This is a genomic window from Achromobacter sp. PD1 (assembly GCF_048541815.1).
Classification (GTDB): Bacteria; Pseudomonadota; Gammaproteobacteria; order Burkholderiales; family Burkholderiaceae_B; genus Achromobacter; species Achromobacter bronchisepticus_A.
Genome location: NZ_CP183349.1, coordinates 5,503,767 through 5,522,062 on the forward strand (window position 1 = coordinate 5,503,767; position 18,296 = coordinate 5,522,062).

The following is an 18,296-nucleotide window of genomic DNA, read 5'->3' on the forward strand; positions in this document are numbered from 1 at the left end:
TTTTCTGGAAGGTGGCGCCGCGCGCTTGCGCGGCGGGTCGGCTTAGCGCGCGGCGGACGCGGGCCCCGACGTCAAAGGCAGCGAACCTTCGACATTGGCGCCCCAGTCATTGATGCTGTTGAACTTGACCTGCGCGCCGGCGGCGGGCGCGGACGTCATCCCCGCGATGGGGAAGAGCGCGGACTCGCCCGGCTTGACGTAGCCGGCGCCGGCGTCGAAGGACTGGCCGCCCGACTGCAGGCTCACCTTGCCCAGATTCACGACGTAGGGCGTGGGATTGCTGGCCTTCAGCGCGTAGCCCTTGCCCGCCGCGGCGGGAGCGACCTCCCAACGCAACTGCGCCGGCGCCTCTTCCGCCAGGCCCGGCAGGCCTTGCGGGCGGTACATCACCTTGATGCGCGTGCGGAACGCGATCTGCAGGCGGTTGGCGTCCTCGCCGGCCTGGGCCTTGGGCGGGACTTCCAGCACATTGAGCCAGTACAGGCTTTCCTTGTCCTGCGCCATCGCTTCCTTGGTATGGATCAGGCGCAGCGTCTGTCCCTTGCCCGGGTCCACGCGAAAAATGGCGGGCGTCAGCATGAAGGGAACCTTCAGCTTTTCCGGAGCATCCGTGATGTTGCCGTCATCCAGCCAGGACTGGATCAGCGCGGGCGTGCGACCGTCGTTGCTCAGCTTGATGGTGACCTCGCGCTCTTGCGCCGGATAGATCACGCGCGTGCTGGCGATCACGACGCTGGCTTGCGCCTGGAGTGCGAAACAGCCCGCTGCGAGCGCTGCGGTGGCCATCAGGGTGCGGCGTAGATTTTTCATGATGTAGCCCTTGGTGGTGGATGCTGCGTGTATGGTCGGTTTCCTTCCAAGCCGTCTCGGGGAGCGGGGTGAGACGGCTTGCAGGGAAACACCTGTCTCGGCGGCCCCGGGAAGCGGCCGCCGAGCCGGCGCATTACTGGTAGGAGATCGAGTACTGCACGCGCGAGTTGGCTGCACCAGCGGTGGCGTTGCCCAGCGAGTGGTATTCGACGAAGTAGTCCAGGTCAGCCTTGCCGCTGGCCAGGTTCACAATCTGCGAGTTCTGCTGGCCGATGGCCGCGCCGGCCTTGATTTCGCCGAACGAGTTGTTCAGCAGGCCCAGTTCAACTTTTTCTGCGCCGCCGGCGTCAACCATGAGGCGACCCGTTTCCTGCGAAACGGTGGGGCCGCCTTCGAAGTGCACCGAAACCGGCTGATCCGAGGTGCAACCGCTCAGCGCGATCTTGAACGGCGTGCGGCCGGCGGTGGCGCCCGCGACTTCCAGCGTCTTGGACGACACCGTGGGCAGCGCCACGGTGAAGTTTTCGCCGCCGTTGCCGCCGTTGATGGAGCAGGTATTGGCGGTGATGTTGCCGGTGAATTCGATGGTGCCGTCAGCGGCGTGGGCGCTGGCGAAGGTGGCGAAGCCGGCGATGGCCAGGGCGGCGGTCAGGAGGGTCTTTTTCATGATGAGTCTTTTGAGTTGGGGTTTTGAGGTGAGGAGAAATCGCCGTTTCGGGCAGTTCCTTGCTGCGTACACTCCGGATGCCGGGCCGTTGGGGACTGGCCTTTTTCAGTTCGCGTACTCAACAACTGCATCGTAGATTTCGCCGCTTTGGCCGCCCATCGGGCTAGTCCGCTCCTATCCGCGCAAGGCATAGGACTAGGCCCATTCTGTAAATGCGGCCCTGCCAGCCCCGTGGAAAGGCGTCCGCGATCAGTCCCGCCTGAAGCAAGACGCGGAAGAAAAAGAGGGTCACTGACCGTCCAGGCGCGAGTCCGGACCTAGGTAAGGATCAATTCATGAGTGGCCGCACCCGGCGCAACGGCGGGTGGGAAGATGGCGCCGCGGCTGCGGCCCAGGATAGGCAGGGCAGCGCCGCTGAACGCGGCGCTGCCCAATTACGTCAGGCTGCCTTGGTAAGCAGCGGCACGCCAGGCTGGCTGGCCGAGCGCGTGCCCGGCAGCGGGTGACAGGACTGCGGATGGTAGGTGTGCACCAGCGACAGCTTCACGCGATCGCTGGCGTTGCCTTGGGCCGCGTGCAGGGTGCGGCAATGGAAGAACACCACGTCGCCCGCCTGCAGTTCCGGACACACCGCGCGGGCGATCCATTCGGCATTCTGGGGCGCGTCGTCGCGGAAGAACTTCTGCTGGTCGAACTGTTCCGGCGTGAAGGCGGCGGCGTGCGAACCCGGGATGAAGGACAGGCCGCCGTTGGCGCGGGTTTCCGGGCCCAGCGCCAGCCAGGTGGACACCAGGTCCGTGTCGGAAAACGACCAGTAGCGGATGTCCTGGTGCCAGCCGGTCAGGCTGCCATAGGCGGGATGCTTGGTCATCACGCAGTTGTGGTGCACGGTGGACAACACCGGCGTTTCGCCGAAGTAGCGCCCCAGCCACTGGCCGATGCGCGCATCGGTGGCCCATTGCGCGAACAAGGGATCGCGGCCGTAGGCGCCGAGCAGGCGGCGCACGGTCAGCCCGCCCTCGGCGGCGCGCGACTCGGGCGCGCCGGGATAGCGCAGGTCGGCTTCGTATTCGATGGGCGCGGCGTGGTCGCGCAAATGGCGTTCGGCGAGGGCGCGCAGCGCCGCTACCTGTTCCGGGCTGGCGAACTGGCGCGCCACCACGAAGCCCTGCTCGCGCAGGACGGCTATCTGATCATCAGGCAACAACATGGCATTCAAGCAGCAGGGGGTTGAGCGGGAGGATTGATGCGGGCGGCATCGCGTTCCTGCACCTCATGGTGCACCCATTCGCGCCACACGGCCACCAGCAGGGCCATCAGCACGGGACCGACGAACAGCCCGACGATGCCCATCGTCTTTACGCCCCCCACCAGCCCGAAGAAGGTCGGCAGGAAAGGCAGCTTGACCGGTCCGCCCACCAGGCGCGGGCGCAGGGTCTTGTCGACGATGAAGAGTTCCACGCTGCCCCAGACCATCAGGGCGATGCCCGCCACCAGATGGCCCGAGCCCACCAGGTACAGCGACACCAGGGTGAACGACAGCGGCGCGCCGCCCGGTATCAGCGCCATGAAGCCGGTGACCACGCCCAGCAGCACGGGCGACGGCACACCCGCGACCCAATAGGCGATGCCCAGCACCACGCCTTCGCCCAGGGCGATCAGGCCCATGCCGGTGACGGTGGAATTGATGGTGGCCGGCACCACGCGCGAAAAGCGCTGCCAGCGCGCCGGCAGGATGCGTTCACCCAGCACATCCAGCTGGGCCACCATGCGGATGCCGTCCTTGTAGACGAAGAACAGCGTGATCAGCATGAACAGCACGGTCAGCAGCAGCTGGAACACGTTGCCCGTGGCCGCCAGGACCATGCGGTAGATATTGCCCAGATGCTCGCCGCTGACGGCCTCGACCAGGGCGCCCAACGCATGCGGCTGGCCGATATAGGATTCCCAGTACTGGCCCAGGCGCTCGCCCACCACGGGCATGGAGGTGATCCAGTTGGGCACGGCCACGCCATGGCGGTTGGCGGCGATGGCCCAGGCGAAGAAAGTGCTGGCTTCCTTGATGGCGTAGGACAGCGCGAACGACATCGGCACGATCAGCACGACGATCACCACCAGCAGCGCCAGCGAGGCGGCCAGCGCGCTGCGGCCGCCGCAACGGGTGAGCAGGCGCTGGTACAAGGGCCAACTGGCCAGGCCGATGATGAGTGCGGCAAGCGCGGGGACCAGGAAACCGCTGAGGAAGTACACCCCCGCCAACAGCACGAGCAACAAAAGCCAACGGGCGATCAGATAAGCGGGTAGTACAGGCTGCATGGAGCGGATCGACAGTAAGGACGTTGTAGGCTTTGACTGTCGGACTATACAGACGTTTCGTGGAATTCGAGGGACGCAAGGTCTGTATTTACTACGGGGTTTCCCGTGATTCTCCAGGCGGAGGGCGGATCCGCCCCCCACCCCATACGCTTACAAAGCGTATTCCGCGGCCTCTTCGCGCGCAGTACGGCGGCGCGGCGGCAGGTACTCCTCGAGCGCCGGCCTGGGGGCTGCGGACGTCTGGATGGTCGCCTGGCCGGTCTGGCGCGCGTACACGCCGCAGCTGGCGGCGGCGGGGTCGGTCTCGTCGCGGCCGCTCAGCAGCGGGCAGCTGGCGAACAATTCGGCGGCCCAGTCGGTAAAGGCGCGCACCTTGGGCGACAGCTGGCGGCTTTGCGGATACAGCACCGAAATCGCGGTGGCGCTGGGCTTCCATTGCGGCAGCACTTCGATGAGCTCGCCCGATTGCAGATGCGGCAGCGCCATGTAACGCGGGGTCTGGATCAGGCCGAAGCCCTTCAGTCCGCAATCCAGGTAGGCGCCGGACTCGTTCACCGACACCACGCCCTTCATTTCGACTTCCTGGTGCTTGCCGTCGACGCGGAAGTCCCAGGCGCAATTGCGTCCGGTGCGGCTGGAGAAATAGTGCACGGCGTGGTGGTCGCGCAGTTCGTCGATGCTCTGCGGCAGGCCATGGCGCGCCACATAGGTGGGCGAGGCGCAGGTCACGCTCTGCAGGGTGCCGATGCGGCGCGCGACCAGGCTGGAATCCTCGAGGTCGCCAGCGCGGATCACGCAATCCACGGCCTCCTGCACCATGTCGACCGGGCGGTCGCCCAAGCCCAGCACCAGCTCCACGTCGGGGTATTTGTCGTGGAAATCACACAATGAAGGGATCAGGATCAGCCGCCCGATGCAGGTGGGCGCATCGATGCGCAGCCTGCCCTTCAGGCGCAGGGCCGCTTCCTGGAAGCAGGCCTCGGTTTCCTCGACGTCGGCCAGGATGCGCACGCAGTGCTGGTAATAGCCGGCGCCGTCAGGCGTGAGGCCGATACGGCGCGTGGTGCGGTTGAGCAGGCGCACGCCCAACAGGCGTTCGAGGTTCTGGATGATGGTGGTGACGGTGGTGCGCGGAAGCGAGAGGCTGTCGGCCGCCCGGGTGAAGCTATTGGCGTCCACGACGCGCACAAACACCTGCATAGCCTGAAAACGGTCCATGGCGACGGTGTCCTTTGGGGAAATAGTCGGTGTGGACGGAGCATAACCCGATTTCGATGCTGATTAGTCGATCCTTACGACTAGTGTTGCCGAAACATCAGGGTTTATCCGACCCCCTAAACCGCTCAGAATGCAAACCATCTTGAAGTGCCCTTGCCGCCAGGCGCCATCAAAGGGCATGCCTATCCTCAGATTCCGGCAAAGCAAAGACCCGCCCCGATCAGGCGCCTTTGCCTGGGATGCGCAGCAGCATTTCATGCTGCACCGCAGCATTTCCGCCAGATCCTGAAGACAGGCCTGCCCCAGGCCGCCGCAGCCGCCTCCCGCCCCCAGGCTCATCCAGGCAAGCGCGCTTTCGCCCCATCATCTCTCAAGGAAACACCATGGTTTCGCGCAATCGTATTGCTGTGCTCGCCGTCTTTGCCGCCATCATCGCCGCCGGCGGCGGCTATGCCCTGTTCCGCGCTCCCGCTGGCGCCAATGCCGCACAGGCGCAGACCGCCCCCTCGGCGCCCCCGGTCGAAGTGGCCGAGGTGCTGAACAAGACCATCGTGGACTGGCAGCGCTACTCCGGCCGCCTGGAAGCCATCGACCGCGTCGACATCCGCCCCCTGGTGTCGGGCACCCTGACCGCCGTGCACTTCCAGGACGGCAGCATCGTCAAGAAGGGCGACGTGCTCTTCACCATCGACCCGCGCCCCTACGCGGCCGAGGTGGACCGCGCCGCCGCCGCCCTGACCGCCGCGAAGGCCCGCGCCTCGTACACCGCCAGCGAACTGGCCCGCGGCCAGCGCCTGCTGACGGACAACGCCATCGCCCGCCGCGATTTCGAGGAAAAGCAGAACGCCGCCCGCGAAGCCGCCGCCAACCTGCAAGGCGCCCAGGCCGCGCTGGACTATGCCAAGCTGAACCTCGGCTACACCCGCATCGAAGCCCCCGTGGACGGCCGCGTGTCGCGCGCCGAGGTCACGGTAGGCAACGTGGTGGCGGCCGGCGCCGCGTCGGTGCCGCTGACCCGGCTGGTGTCGGTCTCCAAGATGTACGCATCGTTCGACGTGGACGAACAAACCTTCCTGCGCTATGTGAACCCCGCGCGCAGCGGCCGCGCCGGCGCCGTGCCGGTGGAGCTGGGCCTGGCCAACGAGGAAGGCTATTCGCGCACCGGCGTCGTGCAGTCCGTGGACAACCGCCTGGACACCACCTCCGGCACGATCCGCGTGCGCGCCGAGTTCGACAACGCCGACGGCCAGCTGCTGCCCGGCCTGTACGCCCGTGTCCGCCTGGGCGGCAGCGAACCGCGCCAGGCCGTGCTGATCGACGAAAAGGCCATCGGCACCGACCAGGACAAGCGCTACGTGCTGGTGCTGGACGACAAGAACCATGCCGTCTATCGCCAGGTCAAGCTGGGCGCCAACCAGGAAGGCCTGCGCGTGGTCGATTCGGGCCTGGCCGCCGGCGAACGCATCGTCGTCAACGGCCTGCAGCGCATCCGTCCCGGCGATGCCGTGACCCCCACCGTCGTCCCCATGGTTGCGGCCCAACGCAACCCGGTCAAGACCGCCTCGGCCAAGCTGAACTGAGCCGGCGCGTCTAACGAGAACGTCCATGAATATCTCGAAATTCTTCATCGACCGGCCGATCTTCGCCGGCGTGCTATCGGTCCTGGTGCTGCTGGCGGGCCTGCTGGCCATGTTCCAGCTGCCCATCTCCGAGTATCCGGAAGTGGTGCCGCCGTCCGTGGTCGTGCGTGCGCAGTATCCGGGCGCCAACCCCAAGGTCATCGCCGAAACCGTGGCTTCGCCGCTGGAGGAATCCATCAACGGCGTCGAGGACATGCTGTACATGCAGTCGCAGGCCAACAGCGACGGCAACCTGACCCTGACGGTCAACTTCAAGCTCGGCGTGGACCCGGACAAGGCTCAGCAACTGGTGCAGAACCGGGTGTCGCAAGCGCTGCCGCGCCTGCCGCCGGACGTGCAGCGCCTGGGCGTGACCACGGCCAAGAGCTCGCCCACGCTGACGCTGGTGGTGCACCTGATTTCGCCCAATGACCGCTACGACATCACCTACCTGCGCAACTACGCGATCCTGAACGTCAAGGACCGCCTCGCCCGCATCACCGGCGTGGGCGAAGTGACGGTGTGGGGCTCGGGCAACTATTCCATGCGCGTCTGGCTGGACCCGCAGAAAGTCGCCCAGCGCGGCTTGACCGCCAGCGAAGTGGTCGCTGCCATCCGCGAACAGAACGTGCAGGTCGCCGCCGGCGTCATCGGCGCCTCCCCCACGCTGGGCGACGTGCCGCTGCAGCTGAACGTGAATGCCCGCGGCCGCCTGCAGACCGAAGAGGAATTCCGCGACATCATCCTGAAGACCTCGCCCGACGGCGCCGTGACGCACCTGTCGGACGTGGCCCGCGTGGAACTGGACGCGCAGGAATACGGCTTGCGTTCGCTGCTGGACAACAAGCAGGCGGTGGGCATGGGCATCATGCAGTCGCCGGGCGCCAACGCGCTGGACGTGTCCAGCCAGGTGCGCGCCGCCATGGCCGAGCTGTCGCAGGACTTCCCGCCGGGCGTGGAATACCGCATCGAATACGACCCCACTCAATTCGTGCGCGCCAGCATCAAGGCCGTGGTGACCACGCTGCTGGAAGCGATCGCCCTGGTGGTGCTGGTGGTGATCCTGTTCCTGCAGACCTGGCGCGCCTCCATCATCCCGCTGCTGGCAGTGCCCGTTTCCATCGTGGGTACCTTCGCCCTGCTGCTGATGTTCGGCTACTCCATCAACGCGCTGTCGCTGTTCGGCATGGTTCTGGCCATCGGCATCGTGGTGGACGACGCCATCGTGGTGGTGGAAAACGTGGAGCGCAACATCGCGGCGGGCCTGAGTCCGCGCGATGCGACCTATCGCGCCATGCGTGAAGTCAGCGGCCCCATCATCGCCATTGCGCTGACGCTGTGCGCGGTGTTCGTGCCGCTGGCCTTCATGACGGGCCTGACCGGCCAGTTCTACAAGCAGTTCGCCATGACCATCGCCATCTCGACGGTGATCTCGGCCTTCAACTCGCTGACCCTGTCGCCCGCGCTGTCGGCCATCCTGCTCAAGAGCCACCACGACAAGCCCGACTGGCTGACCCGTGGCATGAACCGCGTCTTCGGCCGCTTCTTCAACTGGTTCAACAACATGTTCGGCCGCGCGTCCGAGTCCTATGGCACGGGCGTGACCCGCGTGATCCGCCGCAAGGCCAGCGCCATGGGCGTGTACGCCGTGCTGGTGGCCGCCACCGTCGGCGTCTCCTACCTGGTGCCCGGCGGCTTCGTGCCCGCGCAGGACAAGCAGTACCTGATCGCCTTCACGCAGCTGCCCAACGGCGCCTCGCTGGACCGCACCGACTCGGTGATCCGCCGCATGAGCGACATCGCCCTGAAGGAACCCGGCGTGCAGAGCACCATCGCGTTCCCCGGCCTGTCCATCAACGGCTTCACCAACAGCTCCAGCGCCGGCATCGTGTTCGTCATGCTCAAGCCCTTCGAAGAGCGCAAGAACGCCGCGCTGTCGGGCGACGCCATCGCGGGCTCGCTCAACCAGAAGTTTGCGGCCATCCAGGACTCGTTTATCGCCGTGTTCCCGCCCCCGCCCGTGATGGGCCTGGGCACGCTGGGCGGTTTCAAGTTCCAGATCGAAGACCGCAGCGCGGCAGGCTACGCCGAGCTGGACAAGGCCAAGCAAGCGTTCCTGGAAAAGGCCCGCCAGACGCCTGAACTGGGCCCCGCCTTCTCCAGCTACGAGATCAACGTGCCGCAGCTGGACGTGGACCTGGACCGCGTCAAGGCCAAGCAGCTGGGCGTGCCGGTGACGGAAGTCTTCGACACCATGCAGATCTACCTGGGCTCGATGTACGTCAACGACTTCAACCGTTTCGGCCGCGTCTTCCAGGTGCGGGCGCAAGCCGACGCGCAATTCCGCGCGCACGCCGACGACATCCTGCAACTGAAGACCCGCAACGTTGCCGGTGAAATGGTGCCGCTGTCCTCGCTCGTCACCGTCAACCAGACCTTCGGCCCGGAAATGGTGGTGCGCTACAACGGCTACACCGCCGCCGACATCAACGGCGGTCCGGCGCCCGGCTACTCGTCCGACCAGGCCCAGGCCGCGGCCGAACGCGTCGCAGCCGAAACCCTGCCGCGCGGCATGAAGATGGAATGGACCGACCTGACCTACCAGCAGATCCTGGCGGGCAACGCCGGCCTGTGGGTGTTCCCGATCAGCGTGCTGCTGGTGTTCCTGGTGCTGGCGGCGCTGTACGAAAGCCTGACCCTGCCGCTGGCCGTGATCCTGATCGTGCCGATGAGCATCCTGGCCGCGCTGACGGGCGTCTACCTGACCGGCAACGACAACAACATCTTCACGCAGATCGGCCTGATGGTGCTGGTGGGCCTGTCGGCGAAGAACGCGATCCTGATCGTGGAATTCGCCCGCGAGCTGGAAATGAACGGCCGCAGTCCCCTGGACGCCGCCATCGAGGCCAGCCGCCTGCGTCTGCGCCCCATCCTGATGACGTCCATCGCGTTCATCATGGGCGTGGTGCCGCTGGTGCTGTCCTCGGGCGCGGGTTCTGAAATGCGCCAGGCCATGGGCATCGCCGTGTTCTTCGGCATGCTGGGCGTGACCCTGTTCGGCCTGTTCCTGACCCCCGTGTTCTACGTGCTGCTGCGCACGCTGGGCGGCAAGACCCTGCACTCCGCCGCACCGCACGAGGCTCCCGTGTGCGTACCGCACCTGGACCCGAACGCGCCGCCGGCCCCGCAACATCACGCCTGAGCCGGACCACCAGAGTAGCTAGACAGCGCCTTCCGCCCCGCAGGCGGGAGGCGCCCACAAGAGAATAGTCATCATGATCAAAAGACTGACCCGCGGTTCCGCCCTGCTTGCCGTCCTGCTCGTGCTGGCCGGCTGCGCGGTGGGCCCCACCTACGAACGCCCCTCGGCCGCGGTGCCCGCGGCCTTCAAGGAAGCCGCCCTGCCCGCTTCCGAGGCCGGCACCTGGAAAACCGCCGAGCCGTCCGAAGACGCGTTGCGCGGCGCCTGGTGGAAGGTATTCGGCGACGAAGGCCTGAACCAGCTGCAGGAAGAAGCCCAGAAGGCCAACCAGAACCTGCAGGCCGCCGCCGCCCGCCTGACCCAGTCGCGCGCGCTGCAACGCGAAGCCCGCGCCGGCTTCTTCCCCAACCTGGACGCCGCCTTCGGCCCCAACCGCCAGCGCCCCTCGGCCGTGTCGCAGGGCTTGCCCGACGGCACCCCGACCAGCCCCGTGACCACCTGGCGCGCCCAAGGCGCCGTGTCCTACGAAGCGGACCTGTTCGGCCGCGTCGCCTCCACCTACGACGCCGCCAGCGCCGATGCCCAGCAAAGCGAAGCCCTATACCGTTCCGTGCTGCTGGCCCTGCAGGCCGACGTCGCCACCACCTACTTCCTGGTGCGCGAACAGGACGCCGAATCGCAGCTCTACCGCCAGACGGTCAAGCTGCGCACCGACACCCTGCAACTGATCCAGCGCCGCTACGACGCCGGCGACATCAGCGAACTCGACCTGGCCCGCGCCAAGGCCGAACTGGCCAGCGCGCAATCCGAAGCCCTGGGCATCGACCGCCGCCGCGCCGCCTCCGAACACGCCCTGGCCGTACTGCTGGGCCGCGCCCCGTCGGACTTCGCCATGCCCGAGCAGCCCATCCAGAAGGTCGCGCTGTCGATCCCCGCCGGCCTGCCCTCGAGCCTGCTGGAACGCCGCCCCGACATCGCCGCCGCCGAACGCGCCATGGCCGCCGCCAACGCCCGCGTCGGCGCGGCCAAGTCCGCCTTCTTCCCGCGCCTGGACATCACCGGCGCCTTCGGCTACGAATCCTCGGACCTGGGCAACCTGTTCCAGTGGTCCAGCCGCACCTTCCTGCTGGGCCCCCTGGTCGGCGCCGCGCTGTCCATGCCGATCTTCGACGGCGGCCGCCGCCAGGCCGGCCTGGACCGCGCCCGCGCCGTCTACGAGGAAGACGTGGCCGTCTACCGCCAGACCATCCTGAACGCGTTCCGCGAAGTGGAAGACAACCTGGCCAACCTGCGCATCCTGGCCGACCAGACCAAGGCGCAAGACGCCGCCGTCGACGCCGCCGCCCGCGCCGCCAAGCTCTCGCACACGCAGTACCGCGAAGGCTCCATCAGCTACCTGGACGTCATCGAAGCCGACCGCAGCGTCCTGCTGCAGCGACGCGTCGCGGTGCAGTTGAGCGGTGAACAAGCGCGCTCGGCCGTAGGCCTGATCCGCGCAATTGGCGGCGGCTGGGAGAACCCGGTACCGCCGGAAACGGTAGCGTCGAAGTAAGAAGCGGGCGCACCGCCGGCAAGACATGGCGCCCCGTGACACCAGCTTGCAGCGCCGGCGACAGCAACCGCAGCCGCCGGCGCAGCCGCGGGCGCTGGCGCGGGCGCAGTAGCAGCCGCAAGACCAAGCGTATGCGCCAGATCGGCCGCCCGCGCGGCCGATCTGGGGCGGGCCCCGCAAGACCTTCCGCCAACCGCCACCGGCGCCAAGAACGCCAAGCAAACCACCCGCCCCAGCGCCCGTAAAGTTTCAACCGACCGAGCCAGTCGCGTCGGGGGCCGGCGGGGCGCGGGGCGTCGATAAGCCCGACGGAATCCGAAGGAACCGCCGCAGGCGGTGACGAGGATGAGGATGGGGTAGTCCGGAGCGAACGCTCCGGACCGCAATCGTTGCCCCGCGCCCCGCCGGCCCCCGACGCGGCTGGCGTCTTAAGAACCAACGGAAGCCACAGAAGCAGCAGCAGCAGCAGCCAAAAAACCTACGGCCGCCCCCGCAACCACTCCTCAAGATCAGCAGCCGGCAACGGCGGCGAAAACAAAAACCCCTGCCCCGCCGCACACCCCTGCTCGATCAAGAACCGCCGCTGCTCTTCATTTTCAACGCCTTCAGCCACCACAGGCAGGCTCAGGCTCTCGCCGATACGAATCACCGCGCTGGTCAACGCCCTAGCCGCGTCATCGCTCTCCAGCCCCTGCACGAAACTGCGATCCAGCTTCAGTTCATCCACGATCAGTCGCCGCAAATGCCCCAGGCTGGAATAGCCAGTCCCGAAATCGTCCATCGACAGCCGCACCCCCAAGCGATGCAGCTCGGCGATCGTCCGCAACGTACCCGCCGTCGCGTCCAGCACCACGCCTTCCGTGATCTCCAGCATCAGATCCGCCGCCGCCAGCCCAAACTCGGCCAGCGTCGCCTCGATCAACCGCGGCAGATTCAGATTGTGGAAATTCGTCGCCGACAGGTTCACCGACACCGACGGCACCCGCAGGCCCTTCGCCCGCCAGACCGCCAGCTGCGAACAAGCCTCGTGCACCGCCCAGTCGCCCAGGTCGCCGATCAACCCGCATTCCTCGGCCAGCGGCACAAAGCGCGCCGGCGAGATATCGCCCAGCGTCGGATGACGCCAGCGCGCCAGCGCCTCGACGCCGTATAGCTGGCCGTTCTTCAGCCCCACCTGCGGCTGATAGTGCAACCGCAAGGCCTTCGCCTCCAGCGCGTCGCGCAAGGCCGCCTCCAGCGCCAGGCGCTCCTGCGCCTGCCGGTTCATCTCGGCGCTGAAGAAAGAGATGCGGTTGCGCCCCGCCGTCTTGGCCTGGTACATCGCCATGTCGGCATGGCGCAGCAGCGTATCCATGTCGCGCCCGTTCTCCGGGAACACGCTGATGCCGATGCTGACCGAAGGATTCAGCGTGATGCCGCCCACCGAGAATGGCTGAGCCAGGGCGACCAGCACATGCTCCGCCGCGGTCGTCAGGCGACCGTGTTCGAAGTCCGGCATCAGCATCACGAACTCATCGCCTGACAGGCGGCCCACGATGTCGGTCGCGCGCGCCAGGCGGCGCAAGCGTTGCGCCACGTCGCGCAGCAACGCGTCGCCTATGGGATGGCCCAGCGTGTCGTTGACCTGCTTGAAGCGATCCAGGTCCAGGAACAGGACGGCAACACGCTTGCGCTCGGGTTCGGCGCGCGCGATGGCCTGCTCGGCCTGCGCCAGCAGCAGGTTGCGATTCGGCAGACCGGTCAGTTCGTCGTAGAACGCCAACTGGCGGATCCGGGCGCGAGCCTCCTCGCGCTCCAGCGCCAGCGCGCACAGGTACACGCACACGTCCACCAGCCGGTGGTGGAAATCATCGGGCAGACGCCGCTCGCGGAAATAAAAACCGAAGGTGCCTATGACCCGGCCGTCGCTGGACTTGATCGGCGACGACCAGCAGGCCTTCACGTCGTCCGGCAGCGGCAGGTGGCGATAATCGTCCCACAGCGGATCGGTGGAGATGTCCGGCACGATCACCGGCCGGCCCAGGAAGGCGGAGGTGCCGCAAGCGCCCGCCTGCGGCCCGATGGCCACGCCGTCCAAGGCGTCGGTATAGGCTTGCGGCAGGCTGGGCGCGGCCAGCGGCCGCAGCAGCCCGGCGTCATCCACCCGCAGGACGCTGGCCGCGACTTCGGGCGCCAGGCGTTCGACCTCGCGGCACACCATGTTCATGACCTCGACCACCGAGGCCTCGTTGACCATGGCTTGCAGCACGCGGCGCTGCAGGACTTCGTGCACCTTGGTGGGCGTGATATCCGTCAGCACGTCCACGATATTGACCAGCGCGCCGCGTTCGTCGAACACGGAGTTGGCCATCACCGACACCCACAGCGGGCGGCCGGCGCGGTCGTAGACCAGCACGTCCTTGTGGTAGCCCTCGCGGCAGGCGATGCGGCGGCCCAGCTCTTCGCGCGTGCCGCCGTCCGGCCGGCCGCCGGCCAGCAGTTCGCCCAGCTCCTGGTTCACGGCGTCGCCGCGGGCAAAGCCCAGCATGCGCTGGAAGCCGTCGTTCACGTAGAGGATGCGGCCGTCTTTGCCCGACACCGCAACGGCGTTGCCGGTTTCGTTGATCCCCAGCAACAGGAGGCGGATCTCTTCCTGGCGATCGGCGTCCGCGATGGACTTGCGGGAGATGACGGATATGCGGACGACCTCGCCGGCTTCACCGGCGATGGGCATGTCGGTGGCTTCGATCCAGACAAAGCCGCCATCCTTCTTGCGGTAGCGGCAGGTGCCGGTGAAGTGCTTGCCGCCCAGCAGCCTGGCCCAGACCTGCTCGCCGCCGACGATGCCCTTGCCTTCGTCCATGCTGTCGCACAGCATGTCATGGCGCAGCGCCAGGGCCTCTTCGCGGGCGTAGCCCACCAAGGCGAGAAAATTCGCGTTGGCGTTCAACAAGGAGCCGGCCGGGTTGAAATCGAACAGCAACAGCGCCCTATCCATGGACGCCAGGTATGTGCCCGGATGCCATGCGGCGCCTTGCGGGCGCTCGTCGGTAACGCCTGGATAAGAATCAAGCATATGGGGCTCCATGCCGGATAACAGCTGATCCGGTTTCATCTGCGCTTCGGAAACCCGAGTTCGACGCGGTCGCGTCCGTCCTGCTTGGCCAGGTACAGGGCCTGGTCCGCGCGGCTAAGCGTTTCAGAGAAGGTTTCTCCCAACTGGTGGTATGCCATGCCTATGCTGACCGTCAATCTCAACACGCCATCCCCCACCGTGATCGCCAGGGCGCGCACCGCGCCTACCAGCCGGTCCATGACGCGCTGGGCGTCCTCGGGCTGGGTGCTGGGCAGCAGCACCAGGAATTCCTCGCCGCCCCAGCGGCCGCACAGATCGTATTCACGCAAGTTGTTGCCCAGCGCACCGGCCAGTTCCACCAGCGCGCGGTCGCCTGTTTCATGGCCATAGCGGTCGTTGACCGACTTGAAGTGATCCACGTCCAACATCGCCACGACGAAAGTCGAACCGCCACGAGACACGCGCAGGACCTCCTGCTTGATCATTTCCATCAAGGCGCGCCGATTCAAAAGGCCGGTCAGGGGATCGCGATTGGAGGTTTCCTGCAATGCGGAGTTCAGGTCCCGCATCATGTTCTGGTAATGGTCCGAGATGCGCGCGATGCGGGTCAGGCGGCGCAATTGCCGGTCGAAACGGTCGCACAGGCCCAGCTCGCGCTCGTGCGCCATGCTCTGGTAGGCGTCCGACAGTTGGGTCACGCGCTCGATGCGCGCCATCTGCTCGGCCGTATGCCGCCAGAGCGCGTCCAGCGCTTCATGCAACGGATGGCCCTGATAGGCCGGGTCCGCCAGCAATTCGGCGATGCGCTTGTCCAGCTGGGCGGCGTCGGATTTCATTGGCGGCCGACAACCGAAAAGGGAAACGTGCAGTCTTCCTTGAATTCCTCGGCCAGTTCGCCGACGCGCTCATTGCGCATGTCGTAGAACCAGGTGACGCTGACCTCGCGGCCCTTGTTGTGGGCAGCCTCCAGCAGATCGAAGATGTCCATGACGGACTTGATGCTGCTGGTGTTCAGGTAAAGCAGTTCCAGTTCCAGCTTCAGGGGTACGGCGCTGCTCAGCAGATAGGCTTCGACCCATTCGATGACGGGGCCGAACAGCTCGAAGGAATTCTCGGGATAGGAGTCGCCGCGCATCGCCAGCACGCCCGCTGCGGTGTCGGCGGTGATGGCGGGCGTGGACTGGGTCCCGGGAATGTTCAAATCGTTCATTAGTTGCTCCAAATATATTCTTGGCCGGGCACGCCTTCAGATCACGACGCTCAGGCTGAAGAAAGCCTGTCCGGGCGCCGTGGCGGGCGTCAGGCTGGCCTCCAGCGGCGCACCGGCGCGGCGGGCGATATCGATCAACCCCAGACCGGCGCCCGAGGCGACGCCCTGGGCGCGCGGCTTGTGCAGCTGCGCCTTGTACTCGGCCTTCAGCGCCGCCTTGTCCAGCGCGGCCAATTCCTGGATACGGGCGACCAGCGCCTCGCCGTCCTCCGCCTTGACCAGATTGCCTGCGGACACCACGTAGCGGCTTTCATCGCGGCGACCGATCACCACGGTGGCCGAGGCGTCCAGGTCGTCATGCAGCGCGGCGTACTGGCGGATGTTCTGGATCATCTCGATGTAGACGGAGAAAACGTCCATGGCCTCGGCCGGCCGCGCGTGCTCCGCGTTCAGATAGTTCTTGAGCGCATTGCCGATTTCCTCGATCAGGCTGCGGGAAGTCGGTCCGTTGAAGCACAACAGAGTGCGATTCTGGTTGAACCGTTCGCCCAATGCGTAAAGATCGGAGGCATTCATGGGGGTAACCGCCCTGATAACGTTTATTCGAAACGGAACGACAGCAAGGTGATGTCATCACGCTGCGGCCGACCGCCTTGGTACTCTGCCAGCGCCTGGGTAAAGGCGGCCGCCTGTTCGGTTAACGGCCGGCGCGCGTGCGTCTTGAGCATTTCCGCAAACCGCGTATTGCCAAAGCCAAAGCCGTGCTCGCCTCCCGCCTGGTCCAGGAACCCGTCCGTGACCAGGTAGTAGGTCCAGCCGGGTTCCATCCGCAGTTCGATGTTTTCGTAGATCTCGGTGCGCTTGTCTCCCAGCGCCCGCTTGCCGCCGGGCACCTCGCGCAGTTCCTCGCCGTTGCTCGTGTACAGGCTGATCTTGGCGCCCGCATAGCGCAGCCGACCGGCCTGGCGGTCAATATAAACCAGGGCCGCATCGGTATTCGTGGCCAGCGCACGGGGCAATTGCGCGTCCGCAAGCATGGCGCGGATGGCGCTGTCGGTGCGGGTCAGGATGGCCGCCGGGTCGGCCGGGCCGGCCTCGGCGATTGCCAAGTCGATGGCCGCGCGGGCCAGCATGGTCATCAGCGCGCCGGGCACGCCGTGGCCGGCGCAATCCATGATGCCCAGCAGGCAGTTGGCGCCGTCGGAGCGGAATACGTAGAAGTCGCCGCCCACCACGTCGCGCGGTTTCCACAGCACGAAATGGTGCGCGCCCAGGGACTGGGTCAGCTGGCGGTCCGGCAGGATGGCGCGCTGGATCAGGCTGGCGTAATCGATGGAATCGTCGATCTTCTTGTGCGCGGCGGCCATGGCGCGATTGGCGTCCTCGAGTTCGGAGGTGCGCTCGCGCACCTTGGTTTCGAGTTCGGCGGTGTGCTGGCGCACCTTGTCCGCCATCACGCCGAAGGCGCGGCTGAGATCGCCGATTTCGTCCTGGCCGCCCGGAGGCAGGCGCACGTCGTAGCTGCCGTCGGCGATGGCCCGCGCCGACTGCTGCAGGCGGCGCAAGGGGCGCAGCATCAGGCGTTCGATGGCGTAGCCGAAGCACAGCAGCATGGCCGCGAACAGCACCACCAGACCGATCGCCGCGGGCCAGAGCCAATCCGTGTCCAGCACCCGGGCCGCGCCCAGGTCCACCACCGTCAGCACGTGCCAGTGCAGTTCCGGCATGTAGGCCACCGAAACCAGCTGGCGGATGCCGTCCATCTTGACCCAGGCGGACTGCACCGACTGCGGGTCGGTCCGCGCCGCCTTCATGGCCGCGGCCAGCTCGGCGCGGCCTTCGCCGCCGTCCAGCAGGTTGAATACCGTGCCGCGGGCAACACCGCCCGCGCCAGAGTTGTAGGCGATGAGCGAGGCGTCCATGTGCGCCTGGATCGCGCCTTCCTCGTCGACGATGATGGGCGTGACCCCGGGCTGGCCGCTGTTGACGAAATCACGCAGGAACCCGCCTACGTCCAGACCGGAACCAGTCAAGCCGATGACCCGGTCGCCGTCGCGCACCTGGACGTTGATCCAGACCTTGGTGGTCTTGAGCTTCAGGTCCGGGTTGACGTTGATGTTGTATTTGGCGGGCGACGCCAGCGTCAGGTAGAACCAGGCGTCGTCGGCAGCGCCTTTGCTCAGCGTGTAGCGTGGTGTCTCGGACAGGGGCTGGTCGTCGTTGAAGTAATAATTGCCCGAGGCGGCGCTGGCGATGAAGTAGGCGCGTCCCAGCAGATCGCGGCGGTAGCCGTCGGCTTCGCGGAAGAACAGCTCGCGCGCGGCCGGATCGCTTTCGTGCCGCAGCCAGCGGCGCGTGACCTCGCTATCCGCCAGCCGCAGCGACAGGGCCAGTTCGCGGGACACCGGCGCCAGGATGCGCTGGCGGTTCAATTGCGTGAAGTTGTCGGAGAAAGCCCGTCCGAAGTGCTCCCTGACCCCGTCCAGCACCTGCCAGCCGATCAGGGCCGCCGGCGCCAGGGCGACCAGGCACGCCAGCAACAGCGCCATCAACGATTTTCTGCGCAAACCCCATTTCGCCATGCAAAGTCTTCCTTACTGCCTGATAAGACGTAACGTGCGTGAAGGGGACGCATGGGTAGGCTTTC

Annotated in this window: 13 protein-coding genes; 3 read left to right on the forward strand and 10 right to left on the reverse strand. The window is 66.6% G+C overall.

Translation table 11 applies throughout. The features are described 5' to 3' along the window. Positions 1–42: 42 nt before the first annotated feature. The 5 genes from ACM1PE_RS25910 to ACM1PE_RS25930 all read right to left on the reverse strand — a co-directional run bounded on the left by ACM1PE_RS25910 (position 43) and on the right by ACM1PE_RS25930 (position 5,011). Positions 43–810 (reverse strand): molecular chaperone, encoded by a 768-nt coding sequence (locus ACM1PE_RS25910; protein WP_419341418.1) that lies wholly within the window; start codon positions 808–810, stop codon positions 43–45. Between the two features lie 133 nt (positions 811–943). Further along, complete coding sequence (locus ACM1PE_RS25915) at positions 944–1,477, reverse strand: fimbrial protein (RefSeq protein WP_059373974.1); 534 nt, start codon at positions 1,475–1,477, stop codon at positions 944–946. Between the two features lie 439 nt (positions 1,478–1,916). Then, the gene (locus ACM1PE_RS25920) at positions 1,917–2,687 is read right to left on the reverse strand and encodes a phytanoyl-CoA dioxygenase family protein (protein ID WP_419341419.1); all 771 of its coding nucleotides are present in this window, start codon (positions 2,685–2,687) and stop codon (positions 1,917–1,919) included. Between the two features lie 5 nt (positions 2,688–2,692). Continuing rightward, positions 2,693–3,793: an AI-2E family transporter gene (locus ACM1PE_RS25925; protein ID WP_118931453.1), complete on the reverse strand. Its 1,101-nt coding sequence runs from the start codon at positions 3,791–3,793 to the stop codon at positions 2,693–2,695. A 150-nt stretch (positions 3,794–3,943) separates the two neighbouring features. Next, positions 3,944–5,011, reverse strand: a complete 1,068-nt coding sequence (locus tag ACM1PE_RS25930) for a LysR family transcriptional regulator (protein ID WP_059373977.1) — start codon at positions 5,009–5,011, stop codon at positions 3,944–3,946. Between the two features lie 383 nt (positions 5,012–5,394). Here ACM1PE_RS25930 and ACM1PE_RS25935 point away from each other — a divergent pair, with 383 nt between their 5' ends. The 3 genes from ACM1PE_RS25935 (at position 5,395) to ACM1PE_RS25945 (ending at position 11,384) form a co-directional block, all read left to right on the forward strand. Next, complete coding sequence (locus ACM1PE_RS25935; protein WP_419341421.1) at positions 5,395–6,591, forward strand: efflux RND transporter periplasmic adaptor subunit; 1,197 nt, start codon at positions 5,395–5,397, stop codon at positions 6,589–6,591. Positions 6,592–6,616: 25 nt separating this feature from the next. Continuing rightward, entirely contained in the window at positions 6,617–9,832 is a 3,216-nt protein-coding gene (locus ACM1PE_RS25940) for an efflux RND transporter permease subunit (protein ID WP_419341422.1), read from the forward strand. Between the two features lie 73 nt (positions 9,833–9,905). Next, positions 9,906–11,384 (forward strand): efflux transporter outer membrane subunit, encoded by a 1,479-nt coding sequence (locus tag ACM1PE_RS25945; RefSeq protein ID WP_419341423.1) that lies wholly within the window; start codon positions 9,906–9,908, stop codon positions 11,382–11,384. A gap of 478 nt (positions 11,385–11,862) precedes the next feature. Here ACM1PE_RS25945 and ACM1PE_RS25950 read toward each other — a convergent pair whose 3' ends face one another. From ACM1PE_RS25950 to siaA, 5 genes are read right to left on the reverse strand one after another with little or no spacing between them, the layout of a single operon-like run. Continuing rightward, positions 11,863–14,439, reverse strand: a complete 2,577-nt coding sequence (locus ACM1PE_RS25950; RefSeq protein ID WP_419341424.1) for an EAL and GGDEF domain-containing protein — start codon at positions 14,437–14,439, stop codon at positions 11,863–11,865. A 35-nt stretch (positions 14,440–14,474) separates the two neighbouring features. Then, positions 14,475–15,275 (reverse strand): biofilm regulation diguanylate cyclase SiaD, encoded by an 801-nt coding sequence (gene siaD / locus ACM1PE_RS25955; RefSeq protein ID WP_059373982.1) that lies wholly within the window; start codon positions 15,273–15,275, stop codon positions 14,475–14,477. Further along, on the reverse strand, positions 15,272–15,649 hold the full coding sequence (siaC, locus tag ACM1PE_RS25960; protein ID WP_059373983.1) for a biofilm regulation phosphoprotein SiaC: 378 nt from the start codon (positions 15,647–15,649) through the stop codon (positions 15,272–15,274). The genes siaD and siaC overlap by 4 nt, the downstream gene beginning before the upstream one ends. 36 nt (positions 15,650–15,685) lie before the next feature. Beyond that, positions 15,686–16,225 carry a biofilm regulation protein kinase SiaB gene (gene siaB, locus ACM1PE_RS25965; RefSeq protein ID WP_059373984.1) on the reverse strand — a complete coding sequence of 180 codons (540 nt, stop codon included), beginning with the start codon at positions 16,223–16,225 and terminating at the stop codon, positions 15,686–15,688. Between the two features lie 23 nt (positions 16,226–16,248). Continuing rightward, positions 16,249–18,231: a biofilm regulation protein phosphatase SiaA gene (gene siaA, locus ACM1PE_RS25970; protein WP_205736582.1), complete on the reverse strand. Its 1,983-nt coding sequence runs from the start codon at positions 18,229–18,231 to the stop codon at positions 16,249–16,251. Between the last annotated feature and the right edge of the window lie 65 nt (positions 18,232–18,296).

Coding starts and splice junctions, on each gene's coding strand:
- siaD (WP_059373982.1), bottom strand. CDS start 15,275: ATGAAATCCGACGCCGCCCAGCTGGACAAGCGCATCGCCGAATTGCTG.
- ACM1PE_RS25945 (WP_419341423.1), top strand. CDS start 9,906: ATGATCAAAAGACTGACCCGCGGTTCCGCCCTGCTTGCCGTCCTGCTC.
- ACM1PE_RS25920 (WP_419341419.1), bottom strand. CDS start 2,687: ATGTTGTTGCCTGATGATCAGATAGCCGTCCTGCGCGAGCAGGGCTTC.
- ACM1PE_RS25910 (WP_419341418.1), bottom strand. CDS start 810: ATGAAAAATCTACGCCGCACCCTGATGGCCACCGCAGCGCTCGCAGCG.
- ACM1PE_RS25925 (WP_118931453.1), bottom strand. CDS start 3,793: ATGCAGCCTGTACTACCCGCTTATCTGATCGCCCGTTGGCTTTTGTTG.
- ACM1PE_RS25940 (WP_419341422.1), top strand. CDS start 6,617: ATGAATATCTCGAAATTCTTCATCGACCGGCCGATCTTCGCCGGCGTG.
- ACM1PE_RS25930 (WP_059373977.1), bottom strand. CDS start 5,011: ATGGACCGTTTTCAGGCTATGCAGGTGTTTGTGCGCGTCGTGGACGCC.
- ACM1PE_RS25935 (WP_419341421.1), top strand. CDS start 5,395: ATGGTTTCGCGCAATCGTATTGCTGTGCTCGCCGTCTTTGCCGCCATC.
- siaA (WP_205736582.1), bottom strand. CDS start 18,231: ATGGCGAAATGGGGTTTGCGCAGAAAATCGTTGATGGCGCTGTTGCTG.
- ACM1PE_RS25915 (WP_059373974.1), bottom strand. CDS start 1,477: ATGAAAAAGACCCTCCTGACCGCCGCCCTGGCCATCGCCGGCTTCGCC.
- siaC (WP_059373983.1), bottom strand. CDS start 15,649: ATGAACGATTTGAACATTCCCGGGACCCAGTCCACGCCCGCCATCACC.
- ACM1PE_RS25950 (WP_419341424.1), bottom strand. CDS start 14,439: ATGCTTGATTCTTATCCAGGCGTTACCGACGAGCGCCCGCAAGGCGCC.
- siaB (WP_059373984.1), bottom strand. CDS start 16,225: ATGAATGCCTCCGATCTTTACGCATTGGGCGAACGGTTCAACCAGAAT.